This window comes from Streptomyces sp. NPDC048590 (genome assembly GCF_043199535.1).
Classification (GTDB): Bacteria; Actinomycetota; Actinomycetes; order Streptomycetales; family Streptomycetaceae; genus Streptomyces.
The window spans coordinates 169,850-185,225 of sequence record NZ_JBICWC010000009.1 but is presented as its reverse complement, the minus strand read 5'-3'; the positions used below and the strand labels follow the sequence as shown (position 1 = coordinate 185,225).

Genomic DNA, 15,376 nt, shown 5'->3' with positions numbered 1-15,376 from the left:
TCCATGGACAGGGCACCACACCGAACGAGGGGACAGGGCGATGACGGCCGAGCTGGTCCGGGGGCAGAACCACGCCTTGCCCCAGACCCGTCTGGGGATCAGGGTCTCGGCGGGCTCTCCCGTCGTGGCCGGCGCCACCCTCGGGGACGAGCGGGGCGCCGTCCGTGGCGAGGAGTGGGTCGCCCATCCCGGATCCCCCCGCCTGCCCGGCCTCGAGGTGTCCCGCCAGGCCGCGGCCGACCACCGCCTCGCCGTGGACCTGGACGCCCTGCCCGAGGAGGTGCACCGCGTCACCGTGCTCCTCGCGCTGCCCACGGGGGCGGGCAGGCCGGTCCGGTTCGGCGCGGTCGCCGCGCCCTTCGTCGCCGTGACCGGGCTCGACGGCACCGAGATCGCCACCTTCACACTCACCGGCCTGGACACCGAAACCGCCGTGTCGGCCCTGGAGCTCTACCGGCGGCAGGGTGCCTGGAAGGTCCGCGCCGTCGGCCAGGGGTACGCCGGCGGGCTCGCCGGGATGCTGGCCGACCAGGGCGTGGTGCGTGCCGTGGAGGTGGCCGCCTCGATACAGGAGGCCGTCGCCGCCGGACAGGCCCGCGCCGTGACGCCCCCGCCCCGCACCCCCGAGCTGGACCGGGCACGCAACCCCGCGACCCCGGCGGGCTCCACCGCCGCCGGGGACGGCATGCCACCCGCGCCGTCCCCGCAGCCGCCGGGCGACCCGGCGCCCGTGCCCCCGGGGGTCACGCCGGGAGGGCCGATCGACTACGCGCACCCCCGCCGCCAGACCACCGCCCCGCCCCCGCCGCCTCCCACGGCCCCGCCGGCCGCCCCCGGGCAGCCGGCGCAGCCCGTGGCTGGTGACGCCACCGGCTGGTCCATGGACGAGCGCCTCTACAACCAGATCTGGGGCATGTTCGAGGATCTCGCCCGCGCGGTGGCCGCCTACCGCAGCGCGGTGGACTTCGCCGAGTCCCGGATGGACCAGGAACTCGACCGGACCCTCTCCGACCCCCGCAGCCGTATCGGCGGGGCCGGCGACCGGGCCCGCGAGGAGGCGAGGGCCAAGCGGGACGAGCTGACCGGCCGCGCACGCGAGGCGCTCGACCGCGATCTCGCCCAGCTCGCCGCGGAGTCCGCCGTGGTCGAGCCGGCCCTGCCCGCCGCGTACGCGGCCTGGGACAACCCCGTCTGGCACGGGTACCGGGTCCCGATGGAGATCCCGATGGCCATGCGCATCGGCGACCTCCACCTGCCGGAGGACGCGGGCCTGCGCATCCCCCTGCTGGTGCGCCTTCCCCTGGAACGCGGGATCTGGCTGGACAGCGGCCGTACCGCATCCGAGGCGGCCGCCGAGACGTCCGGGGACCAACTGCGCCGACTGGCGATGGAGACCGCGGTCGCGCTCGCCACGCGCCTGCTCGCCGTGTATCCGGCCGACGAGTTCTCCGTACACGTCATCGACCCGGCCGGGTCCGCCGCGGGCGCCCTGGCGCCCCTGGTCGCCTCCGGCGCGCTCGCCGGCCCGCCCGCCGCCGGCGCGGAGGGCGTGTCCTCGGTCCTGGCCGGCCTCACCCGGCGCGTCGACCTCGTGCAGATGGCGGTCAGGGCACGCGCCTCCGACGCCCTGCCGCCGGACCTCGACACGGGTGAGCAGTTGCTGATCGTCAACGACTTCCCGCACGGCTTCGACGACAGGGCCGTCACCCAGCTGCGGTACCTCGCCGACGAGGGGCCGGCCGTCGGTGTGCACCTGCTGATGGTGGCCGACCGGGAGGACGCCCGCGCCTACGGACCCGTGCTCGACCCGCTCTGGCGGTCACTGCTGCGGATCACCCCGGTGGCGGACGACCACCTCGCGGACCCCTGGGTGGGTCACGCCTGGACGTACGAGCCGCTACGGGCGCCTCGCGGGAGCCGCGTCCTGGAGCAGGTCCTCGCGCTGGTGGCGGCGGCGCGGCGCGGGGGTGCTCACTGACCGGGTGACACCCGTTCGGATCAGCCGCACATCCGGACCCACCTGGGGCCTTGGGCCTCTCTTGGCAGGCGCTTTACCTTCTCTTGGTGTTTCCTGTACTGTTCTTGGTGCGGAGGGGAGTACTCCCGATCGCGGCGTGCCCGTCAGTACGGACTGTGACCGGTCCCGGGGCGCCGGCCCGGCGCGCATCCCGCGCTCCCGGGTGGAAGAGACCTCCGGCAGCGACGACGCTGATCCATAGCCGTAGCGAACTGCCGGAGGCGCAGTGGACGTTTCATGGACTCTCTGGGTACTGACCATTCTCGGTCTGTGTGCCCTCATCGCCGTCGACTTCTTCATCGGGCGCAAGCCCCATGACGTGTCGACCAAGGAAGCCGGAATCTGGACCGTCGTCTGGATCGCGCTCGCCGTGCTCTTCGGGCTGGGCCTGCTCCTCTTCGGGGAGAGCCAGGCCTCGGGCGAGTTCTTCGCCGGCTTCATCACCGAGAAGTCGCTGAGTGTCGACAACCTCTTCGTCTTCGTCCTGATCATGGCGAAGTTCTCGGTCCCGTCCCACCTGCAGCAGCGGGTGCTGCTGATCGGTGTGCTGATCGCGCTGGTGCTCCGGGCGATCTTCATCGCCGCCGGTGCCGCGGTCATCGCGAACTTCTCGTGGATCTTCTACATCTTCGGCGCGTTCCTGATCTATACCGCGTGGAAGCTGATCCAGGAGGCCCGGGCCGACGAGGACGAGGAGGAGTTCGAGGAGAACCGCCTCCTGAAGTCGATCGAGCACCGCTTCGGTGTCTCAGACCGGTACCACGGGACCAAGCTCTTCATCCGGAACAACGGCAAGCGCGTGATGACCCCGCTGATGGTGGTCATGCTCGCCATCGGCACCACCGATGTGCTGTTCGCGCTGGACTCCATCCCGGCGATCTTCGGCCTGACCCAGGACCCGTACATCGTCTTCACCGCCAACGCGTTCGCGCTGATGGGGCTGCGGCAGCTGTACTTCCTCATCGGCGGCCTGCTGAAGAAGCTGGTCCACCTCAGCTACGGGCTCTCGGTGATCCTCGGCTTCATCGGGGTCAAGCTCGTGCTGCACGCCCTGCACGAGTCCGGGGTGCACGTCCCGGAGATCTCCATCCCGTTCTCCCTCTCCTTCATCTGCGCCGTCCTGGTGATCACCACGATCACCAGCCTGATGGCCAGCAAGAAGCAGTCCGAGCGGGAGAAGGCCGAGCAGGACGGCGACAGCAAGGACGGAAGCGAGAACGTCGGCGCGCAGAAGTAGCGCCGGCGCACACGGCGACGGCCGGGGCCCCGAAGGGGGGGGCACCCGGCCGTCGGCCGTTCGCCGGCTCACCAGCCGCGTTCGCGCCACCGGGGCAGCTCAGGGCGCTCAGCCCCGAGCGTGGTGTCGTGACCATGGCCGGGATAGACCCAGGTCTCGTCCGGCAGCGGCTCGAAGAGCTTGGTCTCCACGTCGTGGAGCAGGCTCGCGAACGCCTCCGGGTCGTCGTGCGTGTTGCCCACCCCGCCGGGGAAGAGGCAGTCCCCGGTGAACACGTGCGGCGCGCCGTGCGGGTCGTCGTAGACCAGGGCGACGGACCCCGGGGTGTGACCGGTCAGATGCCGGGCGGTCAGGGAGACCTCGCCCACCCGGATCGTGCCCCCGTCATCCACGGGCTCGTCGGTGGGCACCCCGATGCCCTCGGCGTCGTACCTCCCGGCGTACGTCCGCGCCCCGGTGGCCGCCACGACCTCGGCGAGTGCCTGCCAGTGGTCACCGTGCCGGTGCGTCGTGACGACCGACCTGATGCTGTCGTCGCCGATCAGCCGCAGCAAGGTCGGGGCCTCGGCCGCCGCATCGATGAGCAGCTGCTCGCCGGTGGCCCGGCAGCGCAGCAGATAGGCGTTGTTGTTCATCGGCCCGACGGCGACCTTGGAGATCATCAGATCCGTCAGCTCGTGCACATCCGCGGGTCCGCCGACCTTGACCGTTCCGCTGTACGTCATGTCACCGAGCCTATAGCGGGGGCAGCGCGGGAAGGGTGCCGCCTTCCACGGCGAGTGCCGATCCGTCGCGCCGGCCGCAGAGCCAGCCGAGGATCTCCGGGGCGGTACCCCGGACGGTGACCGGGGCGCCCTCGCCGCCGCCTGTGGTCCACACCCGGCCGTCCGGGGCGACCGCGGTCGTGGGAGCGACTGAGGGGTGCCCGGCGAAGCGCTCGGCCAGGAAGTCGTTCTCCCGGGTCACGAACTCGTCCGGAAGGTCCTCCAGGGTGTACCCCACCCCCAGGTCGACGTGGTGCAGCTCGACCTCCACCAGGCGGCGGAAGGGGAGCCGGGAGGCGGAGTCCGTCACGCCGTTGCGCAGCGTCACCGTGCGGGACCAGTCGGCCGGCTCGGTGGCCGCGGCCAGGAAGGCCGCCCCGCTCTCGCGCACATCGTCGAGCTGCGTGGCCAGGGGGCGGGGCGCGTCGCGCTCGATGTCGGCGTCCCGGGTTTCGCTGCTCGCGTACATCGGGCGGCCCTGGAGAACATTTACGAGCGCGTCGGCGTTACGTGACAGGTGGGCGAGAACATGACCCCGGCTCCAACCGGGGAGCAGCGACGGTTCCGCGACGGCGCCGTCGTCGGACTTGCCCATGGCACCGAGCAGTCGATCGGTCGCTTCACGTACAGCTTCCAGGTCGCGCACATGATCAGTCATGGGCAGAGCGTAGCCTCCGCCACTCTTTCGGGTGATGGAGTCTTCAGCCCGACGTAAATCGAATGTGCGTGCTATACGCTCGGAGTCGAAAGCTTCGTACATCGCTGTGGCGCCCCCCATACCCTGGGAGAGGGGCTCAGTTCCCCCACTTCTCTCCAGAAAGGTGCGGACCGGCGTGGCCGACCGTCTCATCGTCCGTGGCGCGCGCGAGCACAACCTGAAGAACGTCTCGCTCGATCTCCCCCGTGACTCCCTCATCGTCTTCACCGGGCTCTCCGGATCGGGCAAGTCCTCGCTCGCGTTCGACACGATCTTCGCCGAGGGCCAGCGCCGCTACGTCGAGTCGCTCTCCTCGTACGCGCGCCAGTTCCTCGGCCAGATGGACAAGCCGGACGTGGACTTCATCGAAGGCCTCTCGCCCGCCGTCTCCATCGACCAGAAGTCGACCTCGCGCAACCCGCGCTCGACGGTCGGCACCATCACCGAGGTCTACGACTACCTCCGGCTGCTCTTCGCCAGGATCGGCAAGCCGCACTGTCCCGAGTGCTCCAGGCCCATCGCGCGCCAGTCGCCGCAGGCCATCGTCGACAAGGTGCTCGGCCTGCCCGAGGGCAGCCGGTTCCAGGTCCTCTCCCCGCTGGTGCGCGAGCGCAAGGGGGAGTTCGTCGACCTCTTCGCCGATCTCCAGACCAAGGGATACAGCAGGGCCCGGGTCGACGGCGAGACGATCCAGCTGTCCGAGCCGCCCAAGCTCAAGAAGCAGGAGAAGCACACCATCGAGGTGGTCATCGATCGCCTCACCGTCAAGGACAGCGCCAAGCGCCGGCTGACCGACTCCGTCGAGACGGCCCTCGGCCTCTCCGGAGGCATGGTCGTGCTCGACTTCGTCGACCTCGACGCGGACGACCCCGAGCGTGAGCGGATGTACTCCGAGCACCTCTACTGCCCGTACGACGACCTCTCCTTCGAGGAGCTGGAGCCGCGCTCCTTCTCCTTCAACTCGCCCTTCGGCGCCTGCCCCGACTGCACGGGCATCGGCACGCGCATGGAGGTCGACCCGGAGCTGATCGTCCCGGACGAGGACAAGTCCCTGGACGAGGGTGCGATCCACCCCTGGTCGCACGGGCACACCAAGGAGTACTTCGGGCGCCAGATCGACGCCCTGGCCGAGGCCCTGGGATTCCGCACTGACATCCCGTGGGCGGGGCTGCCCCAGCGGGCCAGGAAGGCCCTGCTCCACGGCCACAAGATCCAGACCGAGGTCCGCTACCGCAACCGGTACGGACGCGAGCGCGCCTACACCACCCCCCGCTTCGAGGGAGCCGTCCAGTTCGTCAAGCGGCGCCACTCGGAGGCCGAGAGCGACTCCAGCCGGGAGCGCTTCGAGGGGTACATGCGCGAGGTGGCCTGCCCGACCTGCGAGGGCACCCGTCTCAAGCCGCTGGTCCTCGCGGTGACGGTGATGGAGAGGTCCATCGCCGAGGTCGCGGCGATGTCCATCAGCGAGTGCGCCGAATTCCTCGGCCGTCTCAAGCTCAACGCACGCGACAAGAAGATCGCCGAACGGGTGCTGAAGGAGGTCAACGAGCGGCTGAAGTTCCTCGTCGACGTCGGCCTCGACTACCTCTCGCTCAACCGCGCGGCAGGCACGCTCTCCGGCGGTGAGGCCCAGCGCATCCGGCTCGCCACCCAGATCGGCTCCGGTCTCGTCGGCGTGCTCTACGTCCTGGACGAGCCGTCCATCGGCCTGCACCAGCGTGACAACCACCGGCTGATCGAGACCCTCGTCAGGCTCCGGGACATGGGCAACACGCTCATCGTCGTCGAGCACGACGAGGACACCATCAAGGTGGCCGACTGGGTCGTCGACATCGGCCCCGGCGCGGGTGAGCACGGCGGCAAGGTCGTCCACTCCGGCTCACTCAAGGAACTCCTGGGCAACGAGGAGTCCATCACCGGGCAGTACCTCTCGGGCCGCAGGTCGATCGGCACGCCCGAGATCCGGCGCCCCGTCGACCCGAAGCGCCGTCTCACGGTGCACGGAGCGCGCGAGAACAACCTCCAGGACATCGACGTCTCCTTCCCGCTCGGTGTGCTCACCGCCGTCACCGGTGTCTCCGGTTCCGGTAAGTCGACGCTGGTCAACGACATCCTCTACACGCACCTGGCGCGTGAGCTCAACGGCGCCAAGTCGGTCCCAGGGCGGCACACCCGGGTCGACGGCGACGACCTCGTCGACAAGGTCGTCCACGTCGACCAGTCGCCGATCGGGCGCACGCCCCGGTCCAACCCGGCCACCTACACCGGGGTCTTCGACCACGTGCGCCGGCTGTTCGCCGAGACGATGGAGGCGAAGGTGCGCGGCTACCTGCCGGGCCGCTTCTCCTTCAACGTCAAGGGCGGCCGCTGCGAGAACTGCTCCGGCGACGGCACGATCAAGATCGAGATGAACTTCCTGCCCGACGTGTACGTCCCGTGCGAGGTCTGCCACGGCGCGCGCTACAACCGGGAGACGCTGGAGGTCCACTACAAGGGCAAGTCCATCGCCGAGGTGCTGGACATGCCGATCGAGGAGGGTCTCGAATTCTTCGAGGCCGTGCCGACGATCGCCCGCCACCTGCGCACGCTCAACGAGGTGGGCCTCGGGTACGTCAGGCTCGGGCAGTCCGCGCCGACGCTCTCCGGCGGTGAGGCGCAGCGGGTGAAGCTGGCGAGCGAGCTCCAGAAGCGCTCCACCGGCCGCACCGTCTACGTCCTGGACGAGCCGACGACCGGTCTGCACTTCGAGGACATCAGCAAGCTCATCTCGGTGCTGTCGGGCCTGGTCGACAAGGGCAACACCGTGATCGTCATCGAGCACAACCTCGATGTCATCAAGACCGCCGACTGGGTCGTCGACATGGGTCCCGAAGGCGGCAGCGGCGGCGGTCTCGTCGTCGCCGAGGGCACCCCGGAGGAGATCGCCGCGGTACCAGCCAGCCACACCGGGAAGTTCCTCCAGGACGTCCTGGGCGCGGAGCGGATCGGCGGGGCGGCCGTCCCGGCGGCCCGCAAGGCCCGGAAGGCTCCGGCGAAGAAGGCGGCCGTCGCCGCGAAGGCCACCACGGCCCGCAGGACGGCGACGGCCAGGACGGCCGGGAAGGCGGCGGAGAAGCCCGCCGCGAAGAAGGCCACCCGCGCGCGGAAGGCCTGACCACGACCGTGCGGGGGGCTCCCCGGCACGTGCGCACCCGCACGACGCCGAGACCGCCCCGCACGGCACCGGGTACCGCCCACTTGCTCGGACGGGGCCGGTCGATGGCCCGGTGTTCTCCGCCGGTATGGTCGGGTCTGTCGCCCCTGCCGTCCCGTGCGGCCCGTGTCCCGCCTCCGAGGCACCCGCCCCGGACGGAGACGGCGGCCGACCGCCCCCGACCAGTGGAGACCGCATGTCCGGCCTGCCCGCCGCCCGCCGTACCGTCCTGAAGGGCGCCGCACTCGCCGGCGTCGCCGGCCTGGGAGCGGCAGCCTGTTCCACCGAGTCGAAGCTCGGTCACGCGCAGACACCGACGCCCACCGCGCCCGTGGAGCTCGGCCCCGCGGACGAGGTGCCGGTCGGAGGGGCGAAGCTCTTCCGGGAGCAGAGGCTGGTGGTCAGCTGCCCCGCCGCCGGTCAGTACAAGGCGTTCAGCGCCCAGTGCACCCACGCGGGCTGCGTCCTGGACAAGGTCGAGGGGACGGAGGGCAACTGCCCCTGCCACGGCAGCCGCTTCGACGTGACCACCGGGAAGGCCGTCCAGGGGCCCGCCACCGTGCCGCTCCCCTCGGTCCCCCTGAAGCTCGAGAACGGCAAACTCGTCGCAGGCCCCGGGGCCTGACCGCGCGCCCCGGCCCCGGTCGCGGCTCCCGCGGTGGCACCGCCCGGCGGGAGCCCGTCCCCGGTCCGGGCAGCCACGGAGATCCCGCTCCGTCAGCGCCCGCAAGTAGGGTGTGAGACATGGCAGACCCCTCCAGCTACCGCCCCAAGCCGGGACAGATCCCCGACTCCCCGGGGGTCTACAAGTTCCGCGACGAGCACCGTCGGGTGATCTACGTCGGGAAGGCGAAGAACCTCCGCCAGCGCCTGGCCAACTACTTCCAGGACCTGGCCGGTCTTCACCCGCGCACCCGCACGATGGTCACCACGGCCGCCTCCGTGGAGTGGACGGTCGTCGCCACCGAGGTCGAGGCACTTCAGCTGGAGTACTCCTGGATCAAGGAGTTCGACCCCCGGTTCAACGTCAAGTACCGCGACGACAAGAGCTATCCCTATCTCGCCGTGACGCTGAACGAGGACTTCCCCCGCGTCCAGGTGATGCGCGGCGCCAAGAAGAAGGGCGTGCGCTACTTCGGTCCGTACGGGCATGCCTGGGCGATCCGCGAGACCGTCGACCTGATGCTCCGGGTCTTCCCCGTGCGCACCTGCTCCGCGGGCGTCTTCAAGAACGCCGAGCGGACCGGCAGGCCCTGCCTCCTGGGGTACATCGGCAAGTGCTCCGCCCCCTGCGTCGGACGGGTCACCCCCGAGGAACACCGCGAACTGGCCGAGGACTTCTGCGACTTCATGGCCGGCCGCACCGGGACGTACATCCGCCGCCTGGAGAAGGACATGATGCAGGCGGCCGAGGAGATGGAGTACGAGCGCGCCGCCCGCCTCCGCGACGACGCGGAGGCGCTGAAGCGGGCCATGGAGAAGAGCGCCGTGGTCCTCGCCGACGCGACGGACGCCGACCTCATCGCGGTCGCGGAGGACGAACTGGAGGCGGCGGTCCAGATCTTCCACGTCCGCGGCGGCCGGGTGCGCGGCCAGCGCGGCTGGGTCACCGACAAGGTCGAGGCCGTGGACACCTCCGGCCTGGTGGAACACGCCCTCCAGCAGCTGTACGGGGAGGAGGCGGGGGACGCCGTACCCAAGGAGGTGCTGGTCCCCGCGCTGCCCGAGGATCCCGACGCGGTCTCCCAGTGGCTCGCAGGCCGCAGGGGTTCGCAGGTCAGCCTGCGCATCCCGCAGCGGGGCGACAAGAAGGACCTGATGGTCACGGTCCAGCGCAACGCCCAGCAGGCGCTCGGGCTGCACAAGACCAAGCGCGCCTCCGACCTCACCACGCGCTCGCGCGCCCTGGAGGAGATCGCCGAGGCACTCGGCCTGGACACCGCGCCGCTGCGCGTGGAGTGCTTCGACATCTCGCACCTCCAGGGGGACGACGTGGTCGCCTCCATGGTCGTCTTCGAGGACGGTCTGGCCCGCAAGAGCGAGTACCGCCGCTTCCAGATCAAGGGCTTCGAGGGCCAGGACGACGTCCGGTCGATGCACGAGGTCATCGGCCGCCGCTTCAAGCGCTACCTCCAGGAGAAGGAGCGCACGGGGGAGTGGGAGGACACCCCGGCCCCCACCGGCCCCGTCCCCGGCCCCTCGGACGCCGCCTCCCCCGGGGCGTCCGCACCGGCGGAACCCGCCACGCCGGACCCGGGGGACGGGCCCCGCGAGGACGACGGCCGGCCGAGGCGGTTCGCCTACCCCCCGCAGCTCGTCGTCGTCGACGGAGGACAGCCCCAGGTCGCCGCCGCCAAGCGGGCCCTGGACGAGCTGGGCATCGACGACATCGCCGTCTGCGGCCTCGCCAAGCGCCTGGAGGAGGTCTGGCTCCCCGACGACGACGATCCCGTGGTGCTGCCGCGCTCCAGCGAAGGCCTCTACCTCCTCCAGAGGATCCGGGACGAGGCCCACCGCTTCGCCATCACCTACCAGCGCGCCAAGCGTGCCAAGCGCATCCGCACCAGCCCCCTGGACGACGTCCCGGGCCTGGGCGAGACCCGCAAGCAGGCACTGATCAAGCATTTCGGCTCCGTGAAGAAGCTGAGGCAGGCGACAATCGACGAGATCCGCGAGGTGCCGGGCATAGGGCGCAAGACCGCGGAATCGGTGGCCGCGGCCTTCGCCGCGGCAGCCCCGGCCGCACCCGCCGTGAACACGGCCACAGGAGAGATCATCGAAGAGGACGACGGGGGCAGCACGACATGACCGGACAGCCGCATGAACAGCAGGACGAACGCGGTCGAGCAGACGGAGCAGCAGACGTGAGTACGGCAAGCACCACGGAGAAGGCCGAGGCCACCCCGCCCGCCATCCCCGAACTGGTGATCATCTCCGGCATGTCGGGTGCCGGGCGCAGCACGGCGGCCAAGTGCCTGGAGGACCTCGGCTGGTTCGTCGTGGACAACCTGCCGCCCGCGCTCATCCCCACCATGGTCGAGCTCGGCGCCCGGTCCCAGGGCAATGTCGCCCGGATCGCCGTCGTCGTCGACGTACGGGGGCGCCGCTTCTTCGACAACCTCCGGGAGTCCCTGGCGGACCTGGAGGCCAAGCACGTCACCCGCCGGATCGTCTTCCTGGAGTCCTCGGACGACGCGCTCGTGCGCCGCTTCGAGTCGGTCCGCCGCCCGCACCCGCTCCAGGGCGACGGGCGCATCGTCGACGGCATCGCGGCCGAGCGAGACCTCCTGAGGGAGCTGCGGGGCGACGCCGACCTGGTCATCGACACCTCCAGCCTCAACGTGCACGAACTGCGGGCCAAGATGGACGCGCAGTTCGCCGGGGACGAGGAGCCGGAGCTCCGTGCCACGGTGATGTCCTTCGGCTTCAAGTACGGACTCCCGGTCGACGCCGACCTGGTCGTCGACTGCCGCTTCCTGCCCAACCCGCACTGGGTCCCGGAACTCCGCCCCTTCACCGGCCTCAACGAAGAGGTGTCCGACTACGTCTTCGACCAGCCGGGCGCCAAGGAGTTCCTCAACCAGTACACGGAGCTGCTCCAGCTGATCGCCGCGGGTTACCGCCGGGAGGGCAAGCGCTACGTGACCATCGCGGTGGGCTGCACGGGCGGCAAGCACCGTTCCGTCGCCATGTCGGAGAAGCTCTCCCGCAGGCTGGCGACCGAAGGGATCGAGACCGTCCTCGTACACCGGGACATGGGGCGCGAGTGACCAACCGCAATCTGCGCCAGCGCCGACTGAGCAGGGCCACCGCCGCGCTCTCCGGCCGCAAGCGCGGCGCACAGCCCAAGGTCGTCGCGCTCGGCGGCGGCATGGGCCTGTCCGCCTCGCTCACGGCGCTGCGCCGGATCACCGGCGACCTCACGGCCGTGGTCACCGTCGCCGACGACGGAGGCTCCAGCGGCAGGCTCCGCGAAGAGCTCGGCGTCCTCCCGCCGGGCGATCTGCGCAAGGCGCTCGCCGCCCTCTGCGGCGACGACGAATGGGGCCAGACCTGGGCCCAGGTTATCCAGCACCGCTTCGAGTCCAAGGGCGACCTCCACGAGCACGCGGTGGGCAACCTGCTCATCGTCGCCCTGTGGGAGCAGCTCGGCGACCACGTCCAGGCGCTCGATCTCGTCGGGAAGCTGCTCGGGGCGCACGGCAGGGTACTGCCGATGTCCGCAGTCCCCCTGGAGCTCCAGGCGCTCGTCCGGGGGCATGACCCGCGCCGTCCCGGCGACACGGTCACCGTGCGCGGTCAGGCGACGGTGGCGCTCACACCGGGCGAGGTGCAGTCCGTCCACGTCGTCCCCGCGGATCCGCCGGCGGTCCCCGAGGCGGTGGCGGCCGTCCTCGACGCAGACTGGGTGGTGCTGGGCCCCGGCTCCTGGTTCTCGTCCGTGATCCCGCACCTTCTGGTGCCCGAGCTGCTCGATGCTCTGGTGACCACGAAGGCGCGCAAGGTGCTCTCGCTGAACCTCGCACCCCAGCCCGGCGAAACAGATGGCTTCTCACCGCAGCGTCATTTGGAGGTTTTGGGACGACACGCCCCTAAACTCGCCATGGACGTGGTGCTGGCCGACGAGGCCGCTGTGCCTGACCGTGAGTCCCTCGCCGATGCCGCCCAGCGGATCGGAGCCGCGGTCGAGCTGGCCCCCGTGGCCTCACCCGACGGCGTTCCGATTCATGATCCGGAGCTGTTGGCCGCCGCGTACGACCGTATTTTTCGGATGCATGGAAGGATCGGCCCATGGCGATGACGCCAGCGGTGAAGGACGAAATCTCTCGGCTTCCCGTCACCCGGACCTGCTGCAGAAAGGCGGAGGTCTCGGCGATTCTCCGGTTCGCGGGCGGGCTCCACCTGGTGAGCGGCCGGATCGTGATCGAGGCCGAGCTGGACACGGGGAGCGCCGCTCGCCGGCTGAAGCGGGACATCCTGGAGATCTTCGGGCACAGCTCTGAGCTGATCGTGATGGCGCCCGGAGGGCTGCGCCGGGGCTCCCGCTTCGTCGTACGAGTGGTGGCGGGCGGCGACCAGCTGGCCCGGCAGACCGGTCTCGTGGACGGCCGCGGCCGCCCCATCCGGGGTCTTCCCCCGCAGGTGGTCTCGGGGGCCACGTGCGACGCGGAGGCCGCCTGGCGGGGCGCCTTCCTGGCCCACGGCTCGCTGACCGAGCCCGGCCGCTCCTCCTCGCTCGAAGTGACCTGCCCAGGCCCCGAGGCCGCCCTGGCGCTCGTAGGCGCGGCCCGCAGGCTCTCCATCGCCGCCAAGGCGCGCGAGGTGCGTGGCGTGGACCGGGTGGTCGTGCGTGACGGCGACGCCATCGGCGCCCTGCTCACCCGTCTCGGCGCCCATGACGCGGTGCTCGCGTGGGAGGAGCGCAGGATGCGGCGGGAGGTACGCGCCACCGCCAACAGGCTCGCCAACTTCGACGACGCCAACCTCCGCCGCTCCGCCCGTGCCGCGGTGGCCGCAGGCGCCCGTGTGGGGCGCGCCCTGGAGATCCTCGGGGACGAGGTCCCGGAGCACCTCGCCGCGGCCGGACGGCTGCGCATGGAGCACAAGCAGGCATCCCTGGAAGAGCTGGGAGCGCTCGCCGACCCTCCGCTGACCAAGGACGCGGTGGCGGGCCGGATCAGGCGGCTGCTGGCCATGGCCGACAAGCGGGCCCAGGACCTCGGCATCCCCGGTACGGAGTCCACCCTCAGCGAGGAGATGGCCGACGGCCTGGTGGGCTGAGAGCCGGCCGGCACCGTGCCACAGGAGAGGCCCCGCCCCACCGGGTAAACCCGGTGGGGCGGGGCCATTCCCGAATTTGGCGAAAGGTTTCCGGAATGGCCCGGGCGCTCCGTGGCCGCACGAATGAGCGGGCCCGGCTTCCGAAGTTCACCGTGGGTACGACCGAAAACAGCGGGCGACCGGGTGCTTTTATCGATTGAGTACTGATCCGCACAATTGAGCGTGCCCCTGCGGTTCATCGTCCGTACACCCCGGACGTGTGCGGGCAGGGAGATTCCCGGCGGGCGTGCCATGGCCGGAAGCGGACGGAGGGAAGGCACGTCGGTGACTCCCGGTGACATCACGGGAGGCTCCCCTTTCCGCGCAAGGGGCCGGGTGGTGGCGGGTGTTGACGCGTGGTGACGGTGCCGAGGGGGAAGGCGGCCGGTGTCCGCCCCGCTGCCGGAATACGGCAGTCCTACTCGGGAGTAGGGAGATACCTCTTCAGGGCTCCCCTCTCGATGTCACTCCGGGGCCTTCGGAGAGGTAGGGTCGGAGGCGGTCGGGGACATCCCTAATAAAACTCGCCGGCATCGAAACCGGCGTTCCTAACGAGGAGATCGGTTCGTGACGATCCGCGTAGGCATCAACGGCTTTGGCCGCATCGGTCGTAACTACTTCCGCGCGCTGCTGGAGCAGGGTGCGGACATCGAGATCGTGGCTGTCAACGACCTGGGTGACACCGCGACCACGGCGCACCTGCTGAAGTACGACACCATCCTGGGTCGTCTCAAGGCCGAGGTCAGCCACACCGCCGACACCATCACCGTCGACGGCCACACCATCAAGGTGCTCTCCGAGCGCAACCCGGCCGACATCCCCTGGGGTCAGCTGGGCGTCGACATCGTCATCGAGTCGACCGGCATCTTCACGAAGAAGGCCGACGCCGAGAAGCACATCGCCGGTGGCGCCAAGAAGGTCCTCATCTCGGCTCCGGCCAAGGACGAGGACATCACCATCGTGATGGGCGTCAACCAGGACAAGTACGACGCGGCCAACCACCACGTCATCTCCAACGCCTCCTGCACCACCAACTGCGTGGCGCCGATGGCCAAGGTCCTCGACGAGAACTTCGGCATCGTCAAGGGTCTGATGACGACGGTCCACGCGTACACGAACGACCAGCGCATCCTGGACTTCCCGCACTCGGACCTGCGCCGCGCCCGCGCCGCCGCCGAGAACATCATCCCGACCACGACGGGCGCCGCCAAGGCGACCGCCCTGGTCCTCCCGCAGCTCAAGGGCAAGCTCGACGGCATCGCGATGCGCGTCCCGGTCCCCACCGGCTCCGCCACCGACCTCGTCGTCACCCTGGAGCGCGAGGTCACCAAGGACGAGGTCAACGCCGCGTTCAAGAAGGCCTCCGAGGACGGCGACCTGAAGGGCTTCCTGGCCTACACCGAGGACCCGATCGTGTCGTCGGACATCGTCAGCGACCCGGCGTCCTGCACCTTCGACTCCTCCCTGACCATGGTCCAGGAGGGCAACTCGGTGAAGATCCTCGGCTGGTACGACAACGAGTGGGGTTACTCCAACCGCCTCGTCGACCTGACCGTCTTCGTCGGTGGCCAGCTCTGATCCTAGGATCGACAGGCATCCAGGTGTGATGTGAGGGGCTCGGACGGCGCGACGGGGCGCCGTCCGAGCC

General features: G+C 70.4%; 11 protein-coding genes. 9 read left to right on the top strand and 2 right to left on the bottom strand.

What is annotated here, in order from left to right:
• Window positions 1–40 precede the first annotated feature (40 nt).
• Together ACGFNN_RS25825 and ACGFNN_RS25820 are read left to right on the top strand one after the other, a co-directional pair.
• On the top strand, window positions 41–1,978 hold the full coding sequence (locus ACGFNN_RS25825; protein WP_393559345.1) for a TerD family protein: 1,938 nt from the start codon (window positions 41–43) through the stop codon (window positions 1,976–1,978).
• A 265-nt stretch (window positions 1,979–2,243) separates the two neighbouring features.
• Window positions 2,244–3,254 (top strand): TerC family protein, encoded by a 1,011-nt coding sequence (locus ACGFNN_RS25820; protein WP_393559344.1) that lies wholly within the window; start codon window positions 2,244–2,246, stop codon window positions 3,252–3,254.
• Between the two features lie 68 nt (window positions 3,255–3,322).
• Here ACGFNN_RS25820 and ACGFNN_RS25815 read toward each other — a convergent pair whose 3' ends face one another.
• Together ACGFNN_RS25815 and ACGFNN_RS25810 are read right to left on the bottom strand one after the other, a co-directional pair.
• Window positions 3,323–3,979 (bottom strand): MBL fold metallo-hydrolase, encoded by a 657-nt coding sequence (locus tag ACGFNN_RS25815; RefSeq protein WP_393559342.1) that lies wholly within the window; start codon window positions 3,977–3,979, stop codon window positions 3,323–3,325.
• Between the two features lie 10 nt (window positions 3,980–3,989).
• Entirely contained in the window at window positions 3,990–4,676 is a 687-nt protein-coding gene (locus tag ACGFNN_RS25810; protein ID WP_393559340.1) for a maleylpyruvate isomerase family mycothiol-dependent enzyme, read from the bottom strand.
• Window positions 4,677–4,851: 175 nt separating this feature from the next.
• On the opposite strand from ACGFNN_RS25810, the gene uvrA reads away from it, so the two are divergent.
• The 7 genes from uvrA (at window position 4,852) to gap (ending at window position 15,306) form a co-directional block, all read left to right on the top strand.
• Window positions 4,852–7,869: an excinuclease ABC subunit UvrA gene (uvrA, locus tag ACGFNN_RS25805; protein ID WP_393559338.1), complete on the top strand. Its 3,018-nt coding sequence runs from the start codon at window positions 4,852–4,854 to the stop codon at window positions 7,867–7,869.
• 235 nt (window positions 7,870–8,104) lie between these two features.
• Window positions 8,105–8,533 (top strand): Rieske (2Fe-2S) protein, encoded by a 429-nt coding sequence (locus tag ACGFNN_RS25800; RefSeq protein WP_393559336.1) that lies wholly within the window; start codon window positions 8,105–8,107, stop codon window positions 8,531–8,533.
• Window positions 8,534–8,652: 119 nt separating this feature from the next.
• Window positions 8,653–10,716 carry an excinuclease ABC subunit UvrC gene (gene uvrC / locus ACGFNN_RS25795; RefSeq protein ID WP_393559334.1) on the top strand — a complete coding sequence of 688 codons (2,064 nt, stop codon included), beginning with the start codon at window positions 8,653–8,655 and terminating at the stop codon, window positions 10,714–10,716.
• Entirely contained in the window at window positions 10,713–11,678 is a 966-nt protein-coding gene (rapZ, locus tag ACGFNN_RS25790) for an RNase adapter RapZ (RefSeq protein ID WP_393559332.1), read from the top strand. The genes uvrC and rapZ overlap by 4 nt, the downstream gene beginning before the upstream one ends.
• A complete protein-coding gene (gene yvcK / locus ACGFNN_RS25785; RefSeq protein ID WP_362542872.1) occupies window positions 11,675–12,709 on the top strand; it encodes a uridine diphosphate-N-acetylglucosamine-binding protein YvcK in 1,035 nt (344 codons plus the stop codon). Before rapZ ends, yvcK begins: the two co-directional genes overlap by 4 nt.
• Window positions 12,700–13,689 (top strand): DNA-binding protein WhiA, encoded by a 990-nt coding sequence (gene whiA, locus ACGFNN_RS25780; protein ID WP_362542869.1) that lies wholly within the window; start codon window positions 12,700–12,702, stop codon window positions 13,687–13,689. The genes yvcK and whiA overlap by 10 nt, the downstream gene beginning before the upstream one ends.
• Window positions 13,690–14,295: 606 nt before the next feature.
• Window positions 14,296–15,306, top strand: coding sequence for a type I glyceraldehyde-3-phosphate dehydrogenase (gene gap / locus ACGFNN_RS25775; RefSeq protein ID WP_362542866.1), 1,011 nt, complete (start codon window positions 14,296–14,298; stop codon window positions 15,304–15,306).
• Window positions 15,307–15,376 lie beyond the last annotated feature (70 nt).